The following is a 22,228-nucleotide window of genomic DNA, read 5'->3' as shown; positions in this document are numbered from 1 at the left end:
CCGTTACTCCTCAAGGGGAGAGGCGATAGCCTCTCCGGATACACAATCAAAAGACGGGGTGGCGCAGGCCAGCGCCAGCGTGGCGCAGCCGTCGGCAGTCACCCAGCGCGGCCGCCACAGCCGTGCGCCGGGGCCGGCGGCTATCAGTGCGGCGGCCTCGGCCACGCTGCCCGTGCCATAGCGCGCCAGCAGGCGCGCCGACTGGGTAGGCACCGGCTGGCCGGCCAGCTGCGCCGGCGGCAGGGCCAGCAGGCGCGTGGCCCACGGCAGTTGCGCGCGCCAGGCCTGCAGGGCCGGGTGGTCGGCCTTGTGCGCCAGCACGGCCAGGGTGGTGACGGTCGGTGCCTGGCCTGCCGGCCAGGCCGGTTGCTGCACCAGCCAGTCGCAGGCCTGTTGCCACAGCGCCTGCAGGTGGTCCGCACGGGCCGTGGCGCGCAGGCCCAGGCCTGCCACCAGGGTCAACGGGGCGTTCACCGCTGCCACACCCACTGCACCAGCGGGCGCGCGGCCTTCCAGCTGCGCATGCGGCCCAGGGCCTCCACGCTGGACAACTCCAGCCGCTGCAGCTGCCCGCCGTGGCTGGCGTGCAGCTGGACCAGCAGGGCCTGGGTTTCCAGCGTCACGCCGTTGACCACCAGGCGGCAGCCCGCGGGCATGGCCGCCTGCAGATGTTCAAACAGGGTGGCATCGAAGCCGCCGCCCACAAACACGGCCTGCGGCCGCGGCAGATCCTGCAAGGCCTGGGGCGCTGTGCCGTGGATGCAGCGCAGCGCCTGCTGCAGACCAAAACGTTGGGCGTTGCGCGTGATGTTGGCCACGCGCGTGGCGTGCTGCTCGATGGTGATGGCCTGGCCCCCGGCCAGGCACCACTCCACCGAGATCGAGCCGGAGCCCCCGCCGATGTCCCACAGGCATTGACCGTGGCGCGGTGCCAGGGCGGCCAGCGTCATGGCGCGGATGGGGGCCTTGGTGATCTGGCCATCGTGGGCGTACCAAGCGTCGGGCCGGCCCGGGGTGGTGGGCAGGCCTTCCTGCTGCGCGCTCTGTGCCAGCACAGCCACGCAGACCGGCGATTGCGCCGGGTCTTCGGCCAGGGCGGTGGCGACGGCCTCGGCCGCCAGCATGCGGCAGCGTTCGCGCGGGCCGCCCACGGCCTCCAGCACCCACAGCGTGCTGCGGCCCCAGCCTTCGGCCTGCAGCCAGCCGGCAAAGTCCACCACGGCGGCGCCGTCGCGCAGCAGCACGATCAGCTGGCGCCCGGCCCGCAGCTGCGGCAGCACCTGCGCCACGGGGCTGGCGTGCAGGCCCAGGCACACGCTGTGTTCCAGCCGCCAGCCCAGGCGGGCGGCCACCAGCGAGAATGTGGCGCTTTGGGCGTGGCAGTTCCATTCGTGGGGCTGCAGATGCTGGGCCAGTGTGCCCCCGGCCCCAAACCAGAACGGGTCGCCCGAGGCCAGCACCACCACCGGCTGGCCGCGCAAGGCCAGGACGGGGGTGGGATCAAAGGGGATGGGCCAGGCGCGGCCCCGCGCGCCGGCCTGGGCCAACTCCAGGTGGCGCGGTGCACCGAAAATGGTGTGTGCCGCCTCCACGGTACGGCGTGCCGGGGCGCTCAGGCCTTCCAGCCCGTCTTCGTTCATTCCGACCAAGGTCAGCCACGGATCAGCCATGACACATGTTCTCCTGCTGGGTGGCACCAGCGATGCCAGCCTGCTGGCCCGCCGCCTGCACCAGGCCGCGGTGCCCGCGGTGTTTTCGTATGCGGGCGCCACCCGCCAGCCCGCCGCCCAGCCCCTGCCCACGCGCTGCGGCGGGTTTGGCGGGGTGGAGGGGCTGGTGCAGTTCATCCGCAGCCAGGGCATCAGCCACGTGGTGGATGCCACCCACCCGTTTGCCGCACAGATGAGCCGCAATGCCTGCGCGGCCTGCGCCCAGACCGGCACGCCCTTGCTGGCGCTGGAACGCCCCGCCTGGCAGCCCGAGGACGGCGACCGCTGGCAGATGGTGGCCGACATGGACGCGGCCGCCCGCGCCTTGCCGGCAGCGCCGGCCCGCGTCTTCCTGGCCGTGGGCCGCAAGCAGCTGGCGGCATTCAGCCAGATTCCGCAGCACCAGTATCTGCTGCGGGTGGTGGATGTGCCGGAAGCGGGCTCTCTGCCTGTGCAGGGTGCTACGGTGCTGGTAGCGCGTGGCCCTTTCGGTGCCGAGGCCGAGCGCGCCTTGCTGGCCACCCACGGCATCGAATGGCTGGTGACCAAGAACGCCGGGGGCGAGGCCACGCGTGGCAAGCTGGAGGCGGCGCGGGCCTTGGGCCTGCGCGTCATCATGGTGCAGCGCCCGCAGGTGCCGGCGCGCGCGTCCACAGACCAGGTGGACGCGGTGATGCACTGGCTGGCTCATGCCGCCGTGCCCGGCGCCACCGCGTCCCTGCCGTAGGAACGCGGGGTGTAGATCCACGGCCCCACGCGGCGCGTGGTGCTGTTGCCGACCAGCACCACGGTGCGCATGTCGGCCATCTCGGGCTGCACGTCCTGCAGGGCGCACACCGTCAGCCGCTCTTCGGGCGTGGAGACGGCGCGGGCAAAGACCAGCAGGCGCTCGGGCTCGCAGTGCGTGCGCAGCAGTGCCAGCAGGCGGTTGAAGCCTTCGGGCCGGCTGAGGGAGCGCGGGTTGTAGAAGGCCATGGCAAAGTCGGCCTCGGCCGCCAGTTGCACGCGTTTGGCAATCACCGACCAGGGCTTGAGGTTGTCCGACAGGTTGATGCAGCAAAAGTCATGGCCCAGGGGGGCCCCGGCGCGCGCGGCGGCCGCCAGCATGGCGGTGATGCCGGGCAGCACCTGGATGTCCAGCGTGTGCCACAGCGCGGCTTCGGCGGGTGCGGCGTGGTCCACGGCTTCCAGCACGGCGCTGGCCATGGCAAACACCCCGGGGTCCCCCGAGGAGACGACGACCACGCGGTGGCCTTGCGCGGCCAGCGCCAGCGCATGGCGCGAGCGGTCGATCTCGACCCGGTTGTCCGAGGCGTGGAAACGGATGGCGTCCACGTCTGCCGCGGTCTGGGCCTGCAGCAGGGCGCGGGCACGCTCCACGTAGGGGACATAGCCAATCACATCGGTGGCCTGCTGCAGGGCGGCGCACACCTCGGGGGTGGTCTGCGGCAGGGCCCCGGGGCCCAGGCCGACGATGCTCAGGCGTCCGGCGGGGCTCACCATGCGGCCTCCGGGCGGCGGCCCTGGCCATGGACCAGGACGATGGCGAAGTAGGGGCAGGCCGCATCGCCCACGTCCTGCAGGCGCTGGACCTGTTGCTGGGCGGTGGTGCCGTTTTCCACCAGCCAGGCGGCCTCGGTGCGGCCGCAGCGCTGCAGTGCACGGCGGATGCGCGGCAGGTTGCGCCCCACTTTCATGATGACCAGGGCGTCGGCGGTCTGCATGCGGCGCACCAGCTCGTCCTCGGACAGCGTGCCGGTCATGACGCTCAGCACGTCGTCGCCCCAGGTGATGGGGGTGCCGGTGGCATGCCAGCAGCCCACCATGCCGGGGATGCCGGGCACCACGTCCACGGGCACGTCGCCGCGCGCCTGCAGGCGGGTGTAGAGGTGCATGAAGGAGCCGTAGAGGAAGGGGTCGCCCTCGCACAGCACCACCACCTGCGTCTGGCGGGCCAGCGCGGCCAGCCGTTCGCACCACTGGTCGTAGAAGCGCGACAGCTGCTGCACATAGGCCTCGCTGTCCACCGGCAGTTCGGTGGTGACGGGGTATTCCATGGCGTACTCGACCACGTCCTCGGCCAGCAGGCCTTGCACGGCCTGGCGCGCCTTGCCGGGGCGGCCGGGCTTGCGGAAAAAGGCCACATGGCGCGCCTGGCGCACCAGGCGGTCGGCCTTGACGCTCATGAGTTCCGGGTCACCGGGGCCCAGGCCCACGCAGACCACGCCCGTGGGGGGCACCATCGCGGGCTTATTCAACATGGCTGGCCAGGGCGTTGATGGCGGCCACGGTCATGGCCGAGCCGCCCAGGCGGCCACGCACGATCATGGCGGGCACGGGCAGGTCCTGCATCAGTGCCTCCTTGGATTCGGCGGCACCGATGAAGCCCACGGGGCAGCCAATGATGGCCGCGGGGCGCGGGCAGTCGGGCTGCTGCAGCATGTTCAGCAGGTGGAACAGCGCGGTGGGGGCGTTGCCGATGGCGACCACGGCACCGGCCAGGTGGGGGCGCCACAGCTCGACCGCGGCAGCGCTGCGGGTGTTGTGCATGCGGGCGGCCAGTTCGGCCACGCCGGGGTCCTGCAGGGTGCAGATGACGGGGTTGTTGGCCGGCAGGCGTGAGCGCGTGATGCCCTCGCTGACCATGCGCACATCGCACAGGATGGGGGCGCCGTCCTGCAGGGCCTGCTGCCCGGCTGCGAACAGGTCGGGGGAAAACTGGATGTGGGGTGCGAGTTCGACCATGCCGGCGGCATGGATCATGCGCACCGCGACGCGCTCCTCCCCCGGGGTGAAGCGTGTCAGATCGGCTTCGCGGCGGATGGTGGCAAAGGACTGGCGGTAGATTTCGGCGCCATGGGTTTCGTAGACGTGAGCCATGCAATCTTTTCGGAGAACAAGCGTGGATTGTCGCGCAGGCCGGACGCCGGCAGCTCCAGGCAGGCGGCATCGCCGGCCGTGCCCTCGCGCACCACGGCGAAGCTGGTGTGGGCGCGGCCCTCGGCATCGGTGCTGCGCTGCGCGCGCAGCGTGACGGTGGCCGGGCGCTGGCGCGCACAGCCCTTGGCGCAGCCCGAGATGTGCAGGTGGCTGCCGGCGGGCATTTGCGGCGCCAGCGCCAGCGCCAGGGCTTGCGTGGGCGCCAGGGCCTGGTCGCAGCCCGGGGCACCCGTGCAGGCTGAGATGCGCAGGCGCGGATCGGTGGGGGTGGTGATCCAGTGCGCCGCCTGGTCCAGCCCGGCTTGGCGTGCCCAGGGGTCTGCCGCAGGGGACTCCACGCCTTCGATGCACAGCATGCGCCAGGGCGTGATGCGCAGCTCCGGGGGCGTGCCGTGTGCGCCGGCGGTGTGCGGCAGGGCCTGGGCCAACCGGGCCAGCGCGGCGGCGGAAACGCGCCCTAGGGGCGCCGCGACCAGATAGCCGGTTGCGGCCGTCCAGCCCGGCGCGGGCTCCGCATCGCCACCCGGGTGGGTCACAGGCGGGGTGTGCCAGCGCACCCCTGGGGGCAGGGGCCAGTCGGGCAGGCGCTGGTGCTGGCTGTGGTAGGCCGCCAGCTGGCTGACCATGCGCCCGGGGTGCAGCCCTTGGGCGCGGCGCTGGCGTGCCTGTGCGGCACTCCAGCCGGCCAGCAGCAGCACGCAGGCGATGGCGTGCTCCAGCGTGGGGGAGGCCAGGGCCTGGTCCACGCCCTCGGGCTGGACCCACCAGCGGTGGGGCGCTGGTGCGCCGTGCTCCGCGGGCAGGCACAGCAGGCGCACATCGGCAGGAACCGTGGTCAGCAGGGCGTGCTGATGCCCAGCGACGAGCCAGCCGAATTTGGCCGGCAGGCCCTGCAGCACTTCTTCCGGTGTCTGTTGCAGCGCGGATTGCAGGGCCTGGGCGCTGGCCAGCACCCCGTCGCCGGGCTGGTGCAGCGGGTCGATCACGATGGCGCGCAGCTGTTCCTGGCGGACGTCGGCATCCAGCAGCTGCGCCGCGGCCAGGGCCTGCAGCACGGCGCCGTGCTGCTGCGGGTCCACACCGCGCAACTGGACATTCGCACGGTTCGACAGCTCCAGCGTTCCGCTGCCATAGCGGGTGGCCAGCTCCGCCAGCAACACGGCCTGCGCCGCGCTCAATCGGCCCAGCGGGGGGCGCACGCGCACGACCAGCCCATCGCCCGAAGCCATGGGTTGCCAGGCGCCCGGGCACCAGCCCTTGATGCGCGGAGAGGTGGGGGGCATGTGGGGTTCCATGTCGAAAATTGTGGCGGGATTGCGCGGGCGGACCCTTGACCCATCTGGACTTATGGCTTGCTTGGGGCGTTGCTTGGCAGCAGTTGGTTGTGCAGGATGCGGCGGATTTCCACGATGGCGCGCGGGTGTTCCTGCACGCTGTGGCTGAAGGGCACGATCAGCTCCGAGGCGGCCCCCTCCAGGTGGGCGCTGCGGTAGGGCACGATGCCATCGCTGCTGTCGGCCAGCGGCAGGTTGGGCGTGTCGTTGCCAATGATGGAGTGGTAGCGCACGCGGGGGCTGATTGGCAGGTTGGCCATCAGGCGCACGTACTCGTCCGCGTCGCTGAGGTTGTCGATGCTGTTGGGGATGCGCAGCAGCGAGTCCTTGCCGATGCGTGGCGAGGCGTGGGCCAGCTGGCGCGTGAGGTCGGCGAACTGCTCGACCATGGAGAACGGCAGCGTGATCAGGTTGGACACCCAGCGCGCGATGCGGTTGTTGGCAAAGTCCGTGCCGCGGTGCGGGGCTGCGATGAAGATGGCGCTGCTGACCTGGGGCACGGGTTCGAATTCGACAAACGGCCGCAGCTGTTCGTCCAGCTGGTCTGGGTCCAGGCCGTAGGTGTCGGTGATGGACGCCAGCACCTGGCCCTGGGTGCTGCTGACCATCAGGCGGGCCAGCACCCCGCCCATGCTGTGCCCCACCAGGGTGATGTCCTGCGAGGCACGCGCCGTGCCCTGCGGGTCAAAGTGCTGCAGCGTGCGTTGCAAGGCCTGGCGAATGGCCTGGTTGTTCAGCGCCAGCGGGGCGTTGGTGGGGTAGTAGACCTGCCAGATCTGGTAGTTGCGGCGCAGGTTCTCGTCGCCCAGCACCTCGTTGGCCACGTTGATCCAGGCCTCGGGACTGCTGGCCAGTCCGTGCAGCATGACGATGGTGCGTCGGTTCGGGTCGTAGGGCTGCATCAGGTAGATGCTGGGGCGCACGATGCCGTTGCTCAGCCCCACCAGGGTGCGCAGCGCCTGGGTGGCAAAGCCGGAGCGCGCCAGCCACAGCCCGTAGCCCGAGGAGAAGTTGCCCGCCAGCGGCACCCTGGTGCGGGCCAGCTCGACCTGGCGGACACGGTAGGGGTCGAAGGCCTGCAGCTGCACCTCGCGCGTGGACAGGACCTCTTCCAGGGTCTGCCCTGCAAAGTTCAGCACCACGGTGACGGCGGGAAACAGCGACTCCTGGTAGGGCGGGCGTGGCGGGCCTTCCAGCATGCCCTGGGCGGTGCGTGCCAGATAGCGGTCCGCATCGCTCTGGAACACGGCCACCAGCTCGGCACCGAAGCCATCGCGGCGGTACTGGTTGCGCAGCCCGGAAAAGCGCAGCGAGGTGGCGGGCACCAGTTCGTTGGGGATGTTCTTGTTGGCGGGCAGCCAGACGCCCGAGAAGTCCGAGGCCAGGTGCCAGCTGCCCAGGGTGATGGGCGCGGACGGGGCGGCCTCGCCGCGCAACGCGAACAGGCCGGTGACCGCCTGTTGTACGGCGTGGTTGTAGTAGTCGCGCACCTGGACCTGGCGGTCTTCGAAGGCCCGGTCGCTGGGCTTGCGCTGGGTGAAAAACAGGTAGGCCCAGGCGTGGCGTGCGGCTTCCAGCCAAGCCTGCACATCCTCGGGGGTGCGTGTGCCGGGCAGCGAGGGTACCTGCTGCGCCTTGCGCGCCTGCAGGATCCACAGCTCGGCCAGCGTCGCCATGCGCTGCTCGTCGTACAGGCCGGTGGCGGTGGCGATCGTGTAGTGGCACCAGGGGACGTCGGCCAGGCAGCGCTTGCTGTCCAGGTCCAGCACCCGCAGCGCCTCCTGCGCTGCGGGGCTGAGTTCGCCCGAGGTCAGCACGTCGCTGCGCCGCTCGGCCAGGTAGGTGGCCGGATCGGTGGTGCGGACGGTGACACCGGCGCACCCTGTCAGCAGGGTGGCCAGAGCAAGCACCAGCCCCAGGTGCCAGCGGGAGGGCGAAAACAGCGTCATAGTGCGCGAGTGTAGGCGCCATGCCATGCCATGCCATGCCGGACCGGTGGCCGCAGGCGGGGCCGGCTAGCGCATGCCGGCGCGGATGTGGCGCGAAAAGTCGATGCTGGCCTGGGTGTCGTCCAGGCCGGGGGCGGGTTGCCAGCTCTGCGCGCGGGCGTTGATGTGGCCGTTGCTGCGCTGCAGCGGCAGCGGTTGCATGGATTCCAGGCCGCCGGCGTCGCGCAGGTATTCCGGCAGGTAGCCCGAGGCCAGCAGGCGCCAGTCCAGGGGCAGTTCCTGTCCGATGCGCCGTGCCAGCTGCCAGACGATGGTGGTGCAGTTGGCCGTGAGCGTGTGGTAGAAGCGCGGCGCTTGCGCCAGCTGCGAGGCCTGCTGGGCGTAGGCCAGGAACAGCTCCTGCATGGCGGCGGGCGACAGCTTCGCGCGGTACAGGTGCACCTCTTCACCTCGGGCGTTGGTGCGCACGGCCAGGATGTCCCGCTCGTCGGCGGCCACCAGGGCCATTTCGTACTGCTTGAAGAAGCCGGCCAGGGCGTCGAAGTGCTCGCCCTGCTCTTTGCGGATTTCCACGGAGAACACGACGTGCTCGCCGTTGTCGAACCCGAACGACACCAGGGTGTGGGCGATGGCCGGTCCCATCCAATACGACAGTGCCACGTCCACGCTGCGCAGCCGTGCCAGATCGTAGTTCCGGGTTTCCCAGCGCGGGGTGTAGTCGGTCTCGCTGCGCCAGATGAAGTTGCGCACATGGCGCAGCTGGATGTGCTGGGGCGCGTTGTATTCGGGCGCGGCCTCGACCAAGTGCGCGACGTCATCGGCCCAGCGCCGGTCGCTGCGCGGGGTGAGGGTGCTCCACCAGGCCAGCAAGGCCAGCATCAGCACCAGCCCGCCGGCCATCACCGGCAGGGTGCGCCGTTGCAGCGCGCCGTAGCCCAGCAGCACCAGCCAGGCGAATCCCCAGACCAGGGCCAGGGCTGTCGCGATGTTGTGGGTCTGCGGGGCTTCCAGGTACAGGGCGGTGCCGCCCCAGGCGCCGCACAGCATGGCCCCCAGGCACACCAGCAGCCAGGTCAGCGCCCCCAGTCCACGCCGCCAGCGCTGGGTGACAGGCATGAAACGGTGGCTGGCGGGGTAGGGCATGGGGAGCAAGGTGAAAATGTAAACAAACCAAGTTTGCCGTGACACATCGGTGAACGCTGTCACGGTATGTATCTGTGGTCCCCGGGGCACAGGTACAAAAAAGCCGGCAGGGCCGGCGGGGTGTGCACCACAAGGAGGACGCAGGCCTCAATGACCGGCGAAATCCACCAGGGTGAACAGCGGCAGCTTGCCGGTGGTGCGCAGCAGCTCGGAGCCACCCAGCTCGGGCAGGTCGACAATCGCGGCGCCCTCCATGACGGTGGCGCCCAGCTTCTCGATCAGTTTCTTGCCGGCCATCATGGTACCGCCGGTGGCAATCAGGTCGTCAATCAGCAGGACCTTGTCCCCAGGCTTGACTGCATCGGTGTGCAGCTCCACGGTGGCGCTGCCGTATTCCAGCTCGTAGGTTTCCTCGACGGTGGTGAAGGGCAGCTTGCCTTTTTTGCGAATCGGCACGAAGCCCACGTTTAGCTCATAGGCAATGACAGCGCCCAGAATGAAGCCCCGCGCGTCCAGACCTGCCACCACGTCGGGGCGCTTGTCGGCATCCATGTAACGGTGCACGAAGGCATCGATCAACACGCGGAATACCTTCGGGTCCTGCAGCAACGGGGTGATGTCGCGAAACTGCACGCCGGGCGCAGGCCAGTCGGACACGGTGCGGATGTGCTGGCGAAGGTAGTCGTTGACGCTGGTGGTGTACATGGGACGCAGTTTTCAAAGCCGCAAAAGGCTGCTGGGGCAGGGGCTGCATCGGCAGCGCTCCTGCTGGAAACGAAGGGCCTTGCCGGTCGCAAGGCGGTGAATGCAAAAAGTGTAATCAGTGGCGGATTCTGACGCAGTGGCACGCGCGATCAGGTCGGCGCCCGTGGGTGGTTTCTGCGGCGGAGCCACCACCCTGGCCCTGCTTGCGCTAGGCGTAGGTCCGATGGGGCGGCGGGGTCTCGGCCGCCCCGATAAAATCCGTCCATGAACATCCCCATGCCGACCTCGCCCGTACTGGGCGCGTCGCAGGCCCTGGCCACGGCGCGTGAGACTTTGACCATTGAAATCCAATCGCTGCAGGCGCTGGCCCAGCGGCTGGATGATCGCTTCGTGCAGGTGGCACAGGCCATGCTGGCGACGCCCGGGCGCGTGGTGGTCATGGGCATGGGCAAAAGTGGTCACATTGGGCGCAAGATCGCCGCCACCCTGGCGTCGACCGGCACCCCGGCCTTCTTTGTGCACCCGGCCGAGGCCAGCCATGGCGACCTGGGCATGGTGACCGACAAGGACATGGTGCTGGCGATCTCCAACAGTGGCGAGAGCCACGAGCTGACATCGCTGCTGCCGGCCCTCAAGCGCCAGGGCGTGCGGATTGCCGGCATGACCGGGGGCCTGACCTCCAGCCTGGCCAAGCACGCGGACTGGGTGCTGGACACCAGCGTGGAGCGGGAAGCCTGCCCCTTGAATCTGGCGCCCACCGCCAGCACCACGGTGCAGCTGGCCCTGGGCGATGCCCTGGCGGCCGCCCTGCTGGAGGCGCGCGGCTTCAAGGCCGAAGACTTTGCGCTGTCCCACCCCGGCGGTGCCTTGGGCCGCAAACTGTTGACCCATGTGCGCGATGTCATGCGCAGTGGTGACGACGTGCCGCGCGTGCTGGAGCAGGACGGATTTGACCGCCTGATGCGCGAGATCAGCGCCAAGAACATGGGGGCCAGTGCGGTGGTGGATGCCGCAGGGCGGGTGCTGGGCATCTTCACGGATGGTGACCTGCGCCGCCGCATCGAAGACGGCACAGATCTACGTGCGGCCAAGGCCGCAGACCTGATGCACCCCCAACCTCGCACGATCAGTCCCGATGCCCTCGCAGCCGATGCGGCCCAGTTGATGGAGCGACACGGCATCACGTCGGTGCTGGTCACGGATGCAGCAGGGACTCTGGTGGGCATGGTCCATATCCGGGACCTGATGTTGGCCAAGGTGATCTGATGGACGAAATGCAAATGGACAGGTCGGTGCGTTGCGAGGCCTCGGTGCTTGCCAAGGCCCAGCAGGTGCGGGTGGTGTTCCTGGATGTGGATGGCGTGCTGACCGACGGGGGCCTGCTGTTCAGCGAGCACGGCGAGACCCTCAAGCGCTTCAACACCCTGGATGGGCACGGCATCAAGCTGCTGCAGAAGGCGGGAATCGTGCCTGCGGTGGTCACGGGGCGGGATTCCGCGCCGCTGCGCTTGCGCCTCAAGCAGTTGGGGGTGCAGCATGCTGTCTACGGCACCGAAGACAAGGTGCCGGCTGCGCAGTCCATTCTGGACAGCCTGGGGCTGGATTGGAACCAAGCCGCCGCCATGGGCGATGACTGGCCTGATCTGCCCGTGATGCAGCGCTGTGCCTTGGCGTGCGCACCGCGCAACGCCCACGTGGAAAATCTGGCCCGCGCCGATTGGGTGAGCGACCTGCCTGGTGGCCAGGGAGCGGTGCGCCAGTTGTGTGATCTGCTGCTGCAGGCCGGTGGGCACTACCACCGCTTGCTGGAGACCTATCTGCGATGAAAAAAACCTTGCAACGCGTCTGGGAGCAGCTGTCCATTTACCTGCCCATCATGCTGATGGCAGTGCTGGCCTTGGGCACGTGGTGGCTGGTGCGCAATGCCCCCAAGCCGTTGGCAGGTCCGGTGGATCAGGTGGCATCGGCCGACCCGGATTACACGATGCGTGATTTTTCGGTGCACCAGTTCGACGCCAGCGGGCGTCTGCAAAGTGTGATCCAGGGGGATATGGCGCGCCATTTGCCCTTGTCCGACACCTTGGAAGTGGATGCGGTGCGCACGCGCAGCATTGCGCCGGATGGCACGGTCACGACCTCTGCCGCCCAACGCGGTATCAGCAATTCGGACGCCTCTGAGGTGCAGCTGTGGGGGGATGCCAAGGTACGGCGCGTGGTGCCCGGTCAGCCCCAGGCGGCTTTGCAGGTGGAGGGCGAGTTTCTGCACGCCTGGACGAAGGAAGAGCGCGTTCGCTCCCATTTGCCCGTCGTGCTGACACGCGGCGGAAGCCGTTTTGTCGGAGACAGCATGAATTACGACAATCTGTCCCAAGTGATTGAACTCAAGGGGCGGGTGCGGGGTGTGATCGAATCACGCAAGTGATGAATACGGCTGCGTAAGAATATAAGAAATATAAATGTAGGATTATTCTTGCAAAATAAAAAAGGCCCTCGGGGCCTTTTTTATTTTGCAAGAAGTTAATGGTCGTTCTTGAATCGGTTTCCCCCTTCGGGGTTCTGTCCATAACCTGGGTTGCCGCGCCCACGTGGGCCGGTGCCATAGGGGCTGCGAAAGCTGCCTTCCCCGCGGCCGGCAAACCCGTTGTTGCCTGCATTCGGGTTGCCGCCATAGCTGCCGTAGCCCCCGGAACGGGGCGGGCGGGGCTCCATGGGGCGCGCTTCATTGACCACCAGGCTGCGGCCGCCCAGGGGTTGGCCATTCATGCCCTGAATGGCTGCACTGGCCTCGGCGTCACTGCCCATTTCCACAAAGCCAAAGCCTTTGGAACGCCCGGTATCGCGCTCCATCATGACTTTGGCACTGGCCACTGTGCCAAATGGCACGAAAGCCTGTTCCAAATCGTGATCGCGAACGCCATATGGCAAATTGCCTACATACAACTTACTGCCCATCACTCGCTCCTCAGCCGAAACCAATACGGTGCCGATATCTTGAAAGCACCCATTTGTTGGGATTGGTAAACAGAAAGCGGAAATTCCGCAGAAACATTATCCGCAGAGTTTTTATGGAAATACAAGCGGTTTAGGAAAAATAAAACGGCCATAAAAAAAGGAACCTTGCGGTTCCTTTTTTTATGGAGCGTCGCGTCAAGACGCTCGTTCGGGATTAGTAGCTGTTACGGCCACCACCGAAACCACCGCCGCCGAAGCCGCCGCCGTTGCCACGGCCACCGCCGAAGCCACCGCTACGGGGAGGGCGGGGTTCCATGGGGCGTGCTTCGTTCACGACCAGATCGCGGCCGCCGAAGTTTTGACCGTGCATGCCTTGGATGGCAGCTTGGGCTTCAGCATCGCTGCCCATTTCCACAAAGCCGAAGCCCTTGGAACGGCCGGTGTCACGCTCCATCATGACCTTGGCGCTTTGCACAGCGCCGAATTCGGAGAACGCCTGCTCGAGGTCGTTGTCGCGGAAAGCGTAAGGCAGGTTGCCCACGTAAAGTTTGTTGCCCATGGAGGACTCCTAGAAAAAGACTTGAAACGCGATGGAGCCCTAACCGAAAGCCAACCTGAGGCTTGACCTACCTTAGAGACGCAAACGCACTTGCTCCTGTACCCGAGTACCCGGGAGCGAGCCCATTATGTCGCAAGCTCTCTGGAGGTCACTGGGGTTTTGTCAAATTTGTGCTCCTATACAACAAAGCACTCGTATTAACCCGCAATTCCATCTTGATAACAGTGGTGTGCTTGGGCGGAAGGCGATAAATATTGCAAATCGCTACAATAGCTCCCGTCTTTGGGGAGTAGTCCGTTTGGCGTGCAATGCGCCAAAAGCATGTATCAACAGACTTGGCGCGAGTGCGCTATGGTGCATGCGGCTTCAAAAGCTGGGCAAGACCATTGGCTGCAACCGTATCCAGGCTGGACGCGGCGGCAGTCAATGCGTGTTCAGTCCGGCCGTATAACCTTCCCCCACCTTATGGAAGCCTTCCTCGTCTCGACCGGTATTGTTGCCCTGGCTGAAATGGGCGACAAAACGCAGTTGCTCTCCCTGGTCCTTGCCGCACGTTTTCGCAAACCCTGGCCGATTGTTCTGGGCATTTTTGTTGCCACCGTGGTCAATCACGGCCTGGCCGGTGCCGTCGGCTCGTGGGTGAACGCCATGATCGGGCCCGACGCCATGCGCTGGATCCTGGGCCTGTCCTTCATCGCCATGGCAGTCTGGATGCTGATCCCGGACAAGCTCGAAGATGACGAGGTGGCCGGGCATTCGCGCTGGGGGGTGTTCGGCACCACGGTGGTGGCGTTCTTCCTGGCCGAGATGGGCGACAAGACGCAGATCGCCACGGTGATGCTGGCCGCGCAGTACAACGCTTACCTGTGGGTAGTGCTGGGCACGACGCTGGGCATGATGCTGGCGAATGCCCCCGTGGTGTGGCTGGGTGACAAGCTGGTCAAGAAGGTGCCGATTCGCCTGGTGCATGTGATTTCGGCGCTGATCTTCCTGGTGCTGGGCGTGGTGGCCTTGTTTGCTACAGGGGTGCCGGGTTTGGCATAATGACCCGCATGCGCCGATTTGCTTCTGCTTGCGGGCGCTTTATAAATCCTGCTAAAGACGAAACCGCTTGCACAGAACCCGGCCTCGTTTTTAGCGATGCCGGGTTTTTTCATGTCCTTCATCGCCACACCACAAACCATGCACTTTCCGGATGCGCTGCCGCTGCAAAGCGGCAAGCACATCCGTGACTACACCCTTGCGTACGAGACCTATGGCACGCTGAATGCCGATCGCTCCAACGCCATCCTGGTCTGCCATGCGCTGAATGCCTCGCACCACGTGGCGGGCGTGTACGCCGGCCAGCCCAAGAGCGAGGGCTGGTGGGACAACATGATCGGCCCCGGCAAGTCCGTGGACACCAACAAGTTCTTCGTCATTGGCGTCAACAACCTGGGCTCCTGCTTTGGTTCGACCGGTCCTATGCACACGAACCCGGAGACCGGCGAGGTCTATGGCTCCAGCTTTCCCGTGCTGACGGTGGAGGACTGGGTCAATGCCCAGTCCCTGCTGCTCGATCGCTTGGGCGTCGCACAACTGGCTGCCGTGCTGGGCGGCAGCCTGGGGGGCATGCAGGCCCTGAGCTGGACCCTGCAGTATCCCGAGCGCATGCGCCACGCCGTGGTGGTGGCCAGTGCGCCCAATCTGAACGCCGAGAACATCGCCTTCAACGAGGTGGCGCGCCGCGCCATCGTCACCGACCCGGACTTCCACGGCGGTGATTTCTACGCCCACGGCGTAGTGCCACAGCGCGGGCTGCGCATCGCCCGCATGATCGGCCACATCACCTACCTGAGCGACGATGTGATGAACCAGAAGTTCGGCCGTGCCCTGCGCAACGGCCCCGACATCCAGTTCACCACGCAGGACATCGAGTTCGAGATCGAGAGCTACCTGCGCTACCAGGGCGACAAGTTCAGCGGCTACTTCGACGCCAACACCTACCTGCTGATCACGCGTGCGCTGGACTACTTTGACCCTGCCAAGAAGTACGGCGGCAGTCTGAAGGCGGCGCTGACCCGCAGTCTGGCCAAGTTCTTCCTGGTCAGCTTCACCACCGACTGGCGCTTTGCGCCGGGGCGCAGCCGCGAGATCGTGCAGGCCCTGCTGCAGAACGGGCGCGACGTCAGCTATGCCGAGATCGACGCGCCCCATGGGCACGACGCCTTCTTGCTCGACGACCCCCGCTATCTGGCCGCGATGCGCGCCTACTTTGACGGCATTGCCAAGGAGTTCACCGCATGAGCGCGACCCCCACCATGCAAGCATTGGCACAGCTGGTGCCCCAGGGCGCCCGCGTGCTGGATCTGGGCTGCGGCGACGGCAGCTTCCTGCAGTACCTGCAGCGCGAGCGGGGCTGCACCGGCTATGGCGTGGAGATCGATGACGCCAACGTGCTGGCCTGTGTGCAGCGCGGCATCAACGTGCTGCAGCTGAACCTGGACGACGGCCTGGCCATCTTCGAGGACAACAGCTTCGACATGGTGCTGCAGATCAACACGCTGCAGCACCTGCGCAACACCGAGACCATGCTGCGCGAGACCGCGCGCGTGGGCCGCATGAGCGTGGTCAGCTTCCCCAACTTCGCGCACTGGCCCAACCGCTTCTCGGTGCTGCGCGGGCGTATGCCGGTGACGCGCCACCTGCCCTACCAGTGGTACGACACGCCCAACATCCGCGTGGGCACGTTCAAGGACTTCGAGGTGCTGGCGCACAAGAACCGGCTGCACGTGGTCGATGCCTTTGGTTTGCGCGAAGGCCAGGTCATCCGCAGCTGGCCCAATCTGCGCGCCAGCACGGCCGTGTTCTGCCTGGAGCGGGGCTAGGCGCGACCGTGGGCGGGCCGGCCGCGCGCCGGCATGACCCCGGTGCCCTCGGGGTGAGCCGGAGGGCCGCGACGACGCGGGGTGGCCACCAACCGACCAGCGTCAAAGCGGCGGCGGTGCAATTTCCCATAATGCAGCCATGCCCCGCTGTGCCGCCAACCTCTCGCTGATGTACACCGAGCTGCCTTTCCTGGCCCGCTTCGGTGCGGCCGCCCGGGACGGTTTCCGGGCGGTGGAGTACCTGTTTCCCTATGCTTACGCGGCCGAGGAGCTGGCGCAGCAGCTGGCGCAGCATGGCCTGCAGCAGGTGCTGTTCAACGCCCCGGCCGGGGGCGGGAATCTGGCGGAGATGGCCCAGGCCTGGGAGGCCGGGCGGCGCGGCAGCCTGTGCATGCCCGGGGAAGAGGCCCACTTTCGCGAAGGCGTCTGGCAGGCCCTGCACTATGCCCGGGTGCTGGGCTGCCCGCGCATCCACGTCATGGCCGGCCTGGTGCCGCACGCGCTGGCGCGCGAAGCCCTGGTCAGCACGGCCCACGAGAACCTGCGCTGGGCGGCGCAGGCCGCCGCCGACGTGGGGGTGGAGGTGCTGGTCGAGCCGATCAATGGGCGCGACATGCCGGGCTATTTCCTGCAGACCCAGGACCAGGCCCACAGCCTGGTGCAGACCGTGGCGGCACCCAACCTGAAGGTGCAGATGGACCTGTACCACTGCCAAGTCATGGAGGGCGATGTGGCCACCAAGCTGCGCACCTACCTGCCCACGGGGCGCGTCGGCCACATCCAGGTGGCGGGCGTGCCGGAGGGGCACGAGCCGGATGGGGGCGAGCTGCACTACCCCTATCTGTTCGACCTCATCGATGTCCTGGGCTACAGCGGCTGGGTGGGCTGTGCATACCGCCCGCGCCACGGCACCAGCCAGGGGCTGGGCTGGATGGCGCACCCCGCCTGCCGCATGGGCTGAGGGCGCGGCGGCCGCGCGGTGTGGCCACCGTGGCTGCGAAAGATGGGTGAAAAAGTGAGCGTGTGGCGCGCGTTCTGCCTTGATTTCAGACGTTAAACCACCTGAAATTGGCTTGGAGCGCGCGCCAGCTGCTCCTTTTTTGGATTGCCTGCCGCCTTACTTGAGCCAGCCGCGCTTGCGGAAGTACAGCATGGGCCCCACGGCGCTGAGCACCATCAGCAGCAGCACGTAGACGTAGCCGTATTCCCATTCCAACTCGGGCATGACGCGGAAGTTCATGCCGTAGACGCTGGCGATCAGCGTGGGCGGCAGCAGGGCCACGCTGGCCACCGAGAAGATCTTGATGATCTTGTTCTGGTTGATGTTCAGGAAACCGACGGTGGCGTCCATCAGGAAGTTGATCTTGTCGAACAGGAAGGCCGTGTGGCTGTCCAGCGACTCGATGTCGCGCAGGATCTGGCGTGCGTCCTCGAACTGCTCGGCATTCAGCATCTTGCTGCGCATCATGAAGCTGACGGCGCGGCGCGTGTCCAGCATGTTGCGGCGGATGCGGCCGTTCAGGTCCTCCTGGCGCGCGATGTCGGCCAGCACGGTCTGGGCGTCGCTGTCGGTGACGTTGCCGTCCAGCACCTGGGCACTGACCTTCTTCAGGTCGTCGTAGATGCCTTCCAGCGTGTCGGCGGAGTATTCGGCGTCGGCGTCGAAGAGCTTGAGCAGCACTTCCTTGGCCTCTTCGATCAGTCCGGGCGCGCGGCGCGCACGCAGGCGCAGCAGGCGGAAGACCGGGATGTCTTCCTCGTGGATGGAAAACAGCACGCCGCAGCTTTTCAGCTCGGTGTTGTGCTGGTTCAGGATGAAGGCCACGCGCACGCTGCGCGGGTCGTCCTCGTCGTCCACCAAGAAGTCGCTGCGGATGTGCAGCTCGCCGTTGTCTTCCTCATAGAAGCGGGCGGATTCCTCGATGTCCTCGTCGGTCGCGTCTTCGGGAATCGACAGACCGTAGTGCTGCTTGATCCAGCGCTTTTCCTCGAGGGTGGGCGACTCCAGGTCGACCCAGATGGGCTGGAACTGCTTGAGTTCTTCCAGCGATTCGATCTCTTCCTGGACCAGACGGCCATTGGACAGCGAAAAGATATTGAGCATGCAGCTCTCCCAAATGTTGTTGTGGCTTTGGCGGGGATGCAGGGTGCGCTTCCAATCCTTCCGCGTTGGCCATCGGGCACTGGGAGAGGATGGAAGCTACCAACTAGGGTAGGTTTCCACGGAGTTATCTCCAAAATATGACAAGCCCTCAATTATGCCGGGCATCCTGGTGGACAGGGGGCCGGGGCCTTTCGGGCGCAGGCTCAGGGCGCCGGGGGGGGGCGCAGCGCGTGGGCGCGGCACAGATCGGCCCAGGCGGCCGGCTTGGCGTGCGGTGAACGCAACAGGTAGGCCGGGTCGTAGCTGACCACGGCGGGCGTGCCGTGCAGCTGGTGCACCTGGGCGCGCAGGCGGCCCAGGGCTTCCTCGCTGCCCAGCACGGCGCGGGCCGCATGCAGGCCCAGCACCAGCACGCGGGCCGGGCGGGTGTGCTGTAGGCAGTGCGGCAGGGACTGGTCCAGCGGCTGCCAGTCCACCGCCTCGGCCGCCAGGCCGGCGGCCGACAAGGCTTCGCTGCCGGGGCGCTGCACCCCGGCGATCCAGACATGGGCGCTGTGGTGCAGGCGCAGGGCGCGCAGCATGTTGTCCAGCAGCTTGCCGCTGTCCCCGGTCAGCGGGGCGCCCGGGTGCGGGCCTTCCCAGATCACCAGCCAGCCATCGTCGGCGCTGCCGCCACCAGCCTGGGGATAGGCCTGCACGGCCGGGGCCATGCGCCAGGCCGTGGCCGGTGCGGCCTCGGCCGCTGGGTCGGGCACCGCCTGGGCACGCGGCTGCGGCGCAGGCACTGCTGCCGCCACTGCGGGGGCGACGGGCGTGGGGGCTGCGGTGGGCACTGGGGGCGCGGCAGGGTGTACGGCGACCGCGGGTGCCGCCACCGGGTCCGCCACGGCCACCACCGCGACGGCCGGGGCCGCCGCGGGCACGGGTGCCCCCGCTGCGGGCTTGGGCCACCAGATGGTGATGCCCATGTCCTGCAGCATGGCGCGTTGGCGGGTGTCGAGGTTCAGGGCCATAGGGACATGCTCATCAAGATGGCGGTTTCACGTTCGCCATGGTGCACCGGATAGTACTTCTTGCGCGCCCCCACCTGGGCCAATCCATAGTGTTCGTACAAACGGCGTGCGCGCTGGTTGCTTTCGCGCACCTCCAGCCATAGCCACTGGGCGTGGGCGGTGTGGCGGCTCCAGTCGCACAGGGCCCCCAGCAGCGTGCGGGCCAGGCCCTGGCCCTGGTGCAGCGGCGAGACTGTAAGGTTCAGCAGGTGCACCTCGTCCAGGATCTGCATGGCGACAAAGTAGCCCAGCACGGTGTCCCCGTCCAGCAGCACCTGTGCGTGGTAGCCGCTGCGCAGCGCATCGGCAAAGTTGCCGCGGGACCACGGGTGGGTGAAGGCCACGTTCTCGATGGTCAGGATGCTGTCCAGCAGCTCCTCGGTCATGGGCTGCAGCGCGCAGGGCGGGGCCCGCGGCGGCACCGTAGGCGCGGGGAGCGGCGAGGGCTGGCGGTGCATCATGCGTGCGGGGCGGGTTGGCTGGCGGCCCGTGCGGCTTCGCGCTCGGCCGTGGTCAGGGCCACCTTATCGCGGATGTACAGCGGCAGGGCGTAGGAAGCGTCCACCAAGTGACCGTCGGCCATCAGCCGCGGCGCCAGGCGCAGCAGGGCGGTGGCCGTGGGCAGGGCTGGCAGGTGTGTCGCCTGGGGTGCCAGGCGCTCGGCATAGGCGGCCTTGGCGTTGCCCACCACGCTCAGCCCTTCGGGCACCTGCAGTGCCTCGGGGGCGCACAGGCCGAGGGCGTGCGTGGCGTGCCAGAGGCCCTCGGCCCAGCGGTAGCCGGCGTGGTAGACCTCGGACATGCGGGCGTCCAGCACCGCCATGACGTCGGTCAGGCCATGCTGCTCGCGGGCCTCTTCGGCCACGGCCAGCAGGGTGTCGACGGGCAGCAGCGGCTTGCCGGCCCCCAGGGCCAGCCCCTGGGCAATCGCGCAGGCGGTGCGCAGGCCGGTGAAGGACCCCGGCCCGCGGCCGAAGACGATGGCATCCAGGTCCGCGAACTGCAGGCCCAGCGCCTGCAGGCCTTGCTGGATGCTGGGCAGCAGGGTGGCCGAGGAGTTGGCGCCGCCGGCCGCCTGGTGCTGCCACAGCGCTGTCCCGCGCTGCAGGGCGATGAACAAGGTGTCGGTGCTGGTGTCGAAGGCAAGCAGATTCATGGGGTGGGCGGCCAGGGCAGAGGGCGCACGCGGTGGCGCCAAAGCTGCGAATTATCGGCCGGTGGCGGCGCGCGCGTGCGGGCCCTGGCGCAAACCCGCGTGGCGCACGCTGGCCGGTGCAGCCCCTACACTTTGCGGCTATGTCTGAACGTATGTGGTGGCGCAGCATGCGCCTGGGGGTGGCGGGCGGTGTGCTCGCCGCCGGTGGTGGGGCGCTGGCCCAGTCCTTGCCGGCGCCGGTGGAGGCCGCGCTGGCGCGGGCGCAGATTCCACGCGAGGCCGTGTCCATCTATGCCGCGCCGGTCGAGGCGCAGCAACCGGTGCGCCTGGCGTGGCAGACCCGCACGGCGATGAACCCGGCTTCGGTCATGAAGCTGGTGACCACCTATGCCGCCCTGGAGCAACTGGGTCCGGCCTATGTCTGGCGCACGCCGGTCTATCTGGACGGCGTGGTGGACCAGGGCGCGTTCCGGGGCACGGTCTACATCCAGGGCGCGGGCGACCCCAAGCTGGTGTCCGAGCGGCTGTGGCTGCTGCTGGGGCGCCTGCAGGGCATGGGGGTCAAGGTCATCGTCGGCGATGTGGTGCTGGACCACAGCGCGTTCCAGGTCTCCGGCCACGATGCGGCGGCCTTCGACAACGAACCCTTCCGGCCCTACAACGCGGGCCCCGACGCCCTGCTGATCAACTACAAGACCCAGGTGCTGGGCTTCATCCCAGACCCGGCCGCGGGCGTGGCGCGCATCCATTACGAGCTGCCGATGGCGGGCGTGCAGGCGCCGGCCAGCGTGCCCCTGGCCCCGGCCGGCACGGCCTGCGGCGACTGGCGCACCCAGTTGCAGGCCGACTGGAGCGACCCGCAGCGCATCCAGCTGCTGGGCCGCTACCCGGCCAGCTGTGGCGACAAGAACTGGCCCGTGGCCCTGGCCGGCCCCGAGCGCTTTGCCGCGCGGGCCGTGGAGGGCATGTGGCGCAGCATGGGCGGGCAGATCACCGGCCGCGTGCGCGATGGCCAGGTGCCGCCCGGCCTGAAGCCTGCCTGGGACAACGTCTCGCCCGCCCTGGGCGAGGTGGTGCGCGACATCAACAAGTTCAGCAACAACGTGATGACGCAGCAGCTGCTGCTGACCCTGGGCAAGGAGCGCATGGGCGTGGGCAGCTTTGATGCCGGGCGCACGGCCCTGTCCCAGTGGTGGCAGCTGCGCTGGGCGGCGGCCGAGATGCCGGTGGTGGACAACGGCGCGGGCCTCAGCCGCAACGCCCGCATCGGCGCCCAGGCCCTGGGGCGCATGCTGCAGGCGGCCTGGCATTCGGCGGTGATGCCGGAGTTCGTGGCCTCGCTGCCGATTTCCGGCACGGACGGCACCTTGCGCCGCAGCAAGGCCAGCGCCAACGCCCACCTGAAGACCGGCTCGCTGCGCGATGTGAACAGCCTGGCGGGCTATGTGCATGGCTACAGCGGCCAGCGCTATGTGCTGGTGGCCATGGTCAACCACCCGAATGCCGGGGCCGCCAGACCGGTGCTGGATGCCTTGGTGGACTGGGTAGCCCAGGATTGAGTGCATAAAAAAAGAGCACCTTTGAGTGCTCTTTTTTTTATGCCCGTGTTTAATTTATGCGTTTAAGGCGATAGCCCTCACCTTCCATGCATAGCTTCTGAAGTGCATCACGCTCTCCAATAGGAGTTTTTTGAAGCTTGATGTTGTACTCGCACTTAGACATATCGGAGCGCGTTGTATGCGTAGATGCCCCTTCTTT

Annotated in this window: 24 protein-coding genes; 9 read left to right on the top strand and 15 right to left on the bottom strand. The window is 67.6% G+C overall.

The window, feature by feature from the left end; translation table 11 throughout:
- Nucleotides 1-3: 3 nt before the first annotated feature.
- Together KAQ61_RS16515 and cbiE are read right to left on the bottom strand one after the other, a co-directional pair.
- Nucleotides 4-474: a cobalamin biosynthesis protein gene (locus tag KAQ61_RS16515; RefSeq protein ID WP_244982928.1), complete on the bottom strand. Its 471-nt coding sequence runs from the start codon at nt 472-474 to the stop codon at nt 4-6.
- Complete coding sequence (cbiE, locus tag KAQ61_RS16510; RefSeq protein WP_210929857.1) at nt 471-1,670, bottom strand: precorrin-6y C5,15-methyltransferase (decarboxylating) subunit CbiE; 1,200 nt, start codon at nt 1,668-1,670, stop codon at nt 471-473. The genes KAQ61_RS16515 and cbiE overlap by 4 nt, the downstream gene beginning before the upstream one ends.
- Here cbiE and KAQ61_RS16505 point away from each other — a divergent pair.
- Nucleotides 1,669-2,436: a cobalt-precorrin-6A reductase gene (locus KAQ61_RS16505; RefSeq protein ID WP_210929856.1), complete on the top strand. Its 768-nt coding sequence runs from the start codon at nt 1,669-1,671 to the stop codon at nt 2,434-2,436. The genes cbiE and KAQ61_RS16505 overlap by 2 nt on opposite strands.
- On the opposite strand, the gene cobJ is transcribed toward KAQ61_RS16505, so the two are convergent.
- The 7 genes from cobJ to KAQ61_RS16470 form a co-directional block, all read right to left on the bottom strand.
- Nucleotides 2,397-3,212, bottom strand: a complete 816-nt coding sequence (gene cobJ, locus KAQ61_RS16500; protein ID WP_210929855.1) for a precorrin-3B C(17)-methyltransferase — start codon at nt 3,210-3,212, stop codon at nt 2,397-2,399. The two genes, KAQ61_RS16505 and cobJ, sit on opposite strands and share 40 nt — an antisense overlap.
- On the bottom strand, nt 3,206-3,970 hold the full coding sequence (cobI, locus tag KAQ61_RS16495) for a precorrin-2 C(20)-methyltransferase (RefSeq protein ID WP_210929854.1): 765 nt from the start codon (nt 3,968-3,970) through the stop codon (nt 3,206-3,208). Before cobI ends, cobJ begins: the two co-directional genes overlap by 7 nt.
- Entirely contained in the window at nt 3,960-4,589 is a 630-nt protein-coding gene (locus tag KAQ61_RS16490; protein ID WP_210929853.1) for a precorrin-8X methylmutase, read from the bottom strand. The genes cobI and KAQ61_RS16490 overlap by 11 nt, the downstream gene beginning before the upstream one ends.
- The gene (locus KAQ61_RS16485) at nt 4,511-5,932 is read right to left on the bottom strand and encodes a precorrin-3B synthase (RefSeq protein WP_210929852.1); all 1,422 of its coding nucleotides are present in this window, start codon (nt 5,930-5,932) and stop codon (nt 4,511-4,513) included. Before KAQ61_RS16485 ends, KAQ61_RS16490 begins: the two co-directional genes overlap by 79 nt.
- Before the next feature lie 62 nt (nt 5,933-5,994).
- On the bottom strand, nt 5,995-7,932 hold the full coding sequence (locus KAQ61_RS16480) for an esterase/lipase family protein (RefSeq protein WP_210929851.1): 1,938 nt from the start codon (nt 7,930-7,932) through the stop codon (nt 5,995-5,997).
- 66 nt (nt 7,933-7,998) lie between these two features.
- The gene (locus KAQ61_RS16475) at nt 7,999-9,075 is read right to left on the bottom strand and encodes an Lnb N-terminal periplasmic domain-containing protein (protein ID WP_244982927.1); all 1,077 of its coding nucleotides are present in this window, start codon (nt 9,073-9,075) and stop codon (nt 7,999-8,001) included.
- 147 nt (nt 9,076-9,222) lie between these two features.
- Nucleotides 9,223-9,780: an adenine phosphoribosyltransferase gene (locus tag KAQ61_RS16470; protein WP_045265806.1), complete on the bottom strand. Its 558-nt coding sequence runs from the start codon at nt 9,778-9,780 to the stop codon at nt 9,223-9,225.
- 264 nt (nt 9,781-10,044) lie between these two features.
- Between KAQ61_RS16470 and KAQ61_RS16465 the strand changes: the two genes are divergently transcribed.
- Genes KAQ61_RS16465 through lptC form a run of 3 tightly spaced genes read left to right on the top strand, consistent with a single transcriptional unit; the run spans nt 10,045 to nt 12,202 of the window.
- Nucleotides 10,045-11,046 (top strand): KpsF/GutQ family sugar-phosphate isomerase, encoded by a 1,002-nt coding sequence (locus KAQ61_RS16465; RefSeq protein WP_244982926.1) that lies wholly within the window; start codon nt 10,045-10,047, stop codon nt 11,044-11,046.
- Complete coding sequence (locus tag KAQ61_RS16460; RefSeq protein WP_210929850.1) at nt 11,046-11,606, top strand: KdsC family phosphatase; 561 nt, start codon at nt 11,046-11,048, stop codon at nt 11,604-11,606. The genes KAQ61_RS16465 and KAQ61_RS16460 overlap by 1 nt, the downstream gene beginning before the upstream one ends.
- Nucleotides 11,603-12,202, top strand: coding sequence for an LPS export ABC transporter periplasmic protein LptC (lptC, locus tag KAQ61_RS16455; protein ID WP_154164819.1), 600 nt, complete (start codon nt 11,603-11,605; stop codon nt 12,200-12,202). Before KAQ61_RS16460 ends, lptC begins: the two co-directional genes overlap by 4 nt.
- 95 nt (nt 12,203-12,297) lie before the next feature.
- Here lptC and KAQ61_RS16450 read toward each other — a convergent pair whose 3' ends face one another.
- Both KAQ61_RS16450 and KAQ61_RS16445 read right to left on the bottom strand, forming a co-directional pair.
- Nucleotides 12,298-12,732 (bottom strand): RNA recognition motif domain-containing protein, encoded by a 435-nt coding sequence (locus KAQ61_RS16450; protein WP_043378435.1) that lies wholly within the window; start codon nt 12,730-12,732, stop codon nt 12,298-12,300.
- Nucleotides 12,733-12,946: 214 nt separating this feature from the next.
- A complete protein-coding gene (locus tag KAQ61_RS16445; RefSeq protein ID WP_042416267.1) occupies nt 12,947-13,291 on the bottom strand; it encodes an RNA recognition motif domain-containing protein in 345 nt (114 codons plus the stop codon).
- Between the two features lie 465 nt (nt 13,292-13,756).
- Here KAQ61_RS16445 and KAQ61_RS16440 point away from each other — a divergent pair, with 465 nt between their 5' ends.
- The 4 genes from KAQ61_RS16440 to otnI all read left to right on the top strand — a co-directional run bounded on the left by KAQ61_RS16440 (nt 13,757) and on the right by otnI (nt 17,119).
- On the top strand, nt 13,757-14,335 hold the full coding sequence (locus KAQ61_RS16440; RefSeq protein WP_183302682.1) for a TMEM165/GDT1 family protein: 579 nt from the start codon (nt 13,757-13,759) through the stop codon (nt 14,333-14,335).
- A gap of 111 nt (nt 14,336-14,446) precedes the next feature.
- Nucleotides 14,447-15,577, top strand: coding sequence for a homoserine O-succinyltransferase MetX (gene metX / locus KAQ61_RS16435; protein WP_210929849.1), 1,131 nt, complete (start codon nt 14,447-14,449; stop codon nt 15,575-15,577).
- On the top strand, nt 15,574-16,158 hold the full coding sequence (gene metW / locus KAQ61_RS16430; protein ID WP_042416273.1) for a methionine biosynthesis protein MetW: 585 nt from the start codon (nt 15,574-15,576) through the stop codon (nt 16,156-16,158). The genes metX and metW overlap by 4 nt, the downstream gene beginning before the upstream one ends.
- Before the next feature lie 139 nt (nt 16,159-16,297).
- Complete coding sequence (gene otnI / locus KAQ61_RS16425; protein ID WP_210929848.1) at nt 16,298-17,119, top strand: 2-oxo-tetronate isomerase; 822 nt, start codon at nt 16,298-16,300, stop codon at nt 17,117-17,119.
- A 156-nt stretch (nt 17,120-17,275) separates the two neighbouring features.
- Here otnI and corA read toward each other — a convergent pair whose 3' ends face one another.
- From corA to tsaB, 4 genes are all read right to left on the bottom strand, one after another.
- A complete protein-coding gene (gene corA / locus KAQ61_RS16420; protein ID WP_042416278.1) occupies nt 17,276-18,262 on the bottom strand; it encodes a magnesium/cobalt transporter CorA in 987 nt (328 codons plus the stop codon).
- 203 nt (nt 18,263-18,465) lie between these two features.
- Nucleotides 18,466-19,275 (bottom strand): uracil-DNA glycosylase family protein, encoded by an 810-nt coding sequence (locus KAQ61_RS16415; RefSeq protein ID WP_210929847.1) that lies wholly within the window; start codon nt 19,273-19,275, stop codon nt 18,466-18,468.
- The gene (gene rimI, locus KAQ61_RS16410; RefSeq protein WP_244982925.1) at nt 19,266-19,700 is read right to left on the bottom strand and encodes a ribosomal protein S18-alanine N-acetyltransferase; all 435 of its coding nucleotides are present in this window, start codon (nt 19,698-19,700) and stop codon (nt 19,266-19,268) included. Before rimI ends, KAQ61_RS16415 begins: the two co-directional genes overlap by 10 nt.
- A 71-nt stretch (nt 19,701-19,771) precedes the next feature.
- The gene (gene tsaB, locus KAQ61_RS16405; RefSeq protein WP_210929846.1) at nt 19,772-20,470 is read right to left on the bottom strand and encodes a tRNA (adenosine(37)-N6)-threonylcarbamoyltransferase complex dimerization subunit type 1 TsaB; all 699 of its coding nucleotides are present in this window, start codon (nt 20,468-20,470) and stop codon (nt 19,772-19,774) included.
- Between the two features lie 167 nt (nt 20,471-20,637).
- Between tsaB and dacB the strand changes: the two genes are divergently transcribed.
- Entirely contained in the window at nt 20,638-22,029 is a 1,392-nt protein-coding gene (gene dacB, locus KAQ61_RS16400) for a D-alanyl-D-alanine carboxypeptidase/D-alanyl-D-alanine endopeptidase (RefSeq protein ID WP_244983100.1), read from the top strand.
- Nucleotides 22,030-22,228 lie beyond the last annotated feature (199 nt).

This window comes from Comamonas aquatica (assembly GCF_018064205.1).
Taxonomy (GTDB): domain Bacteria; phylum Pseudomonadota; class Gammaproteobacteria; order Burkholderiales; family Burkholderiaceae_C; genus Comamonas; species Comamonas aquatica.
Note: the sequence above shows the minus strand (reverse complement) of the source record. Positions and strands in the feature narration are given on the sequence as shown.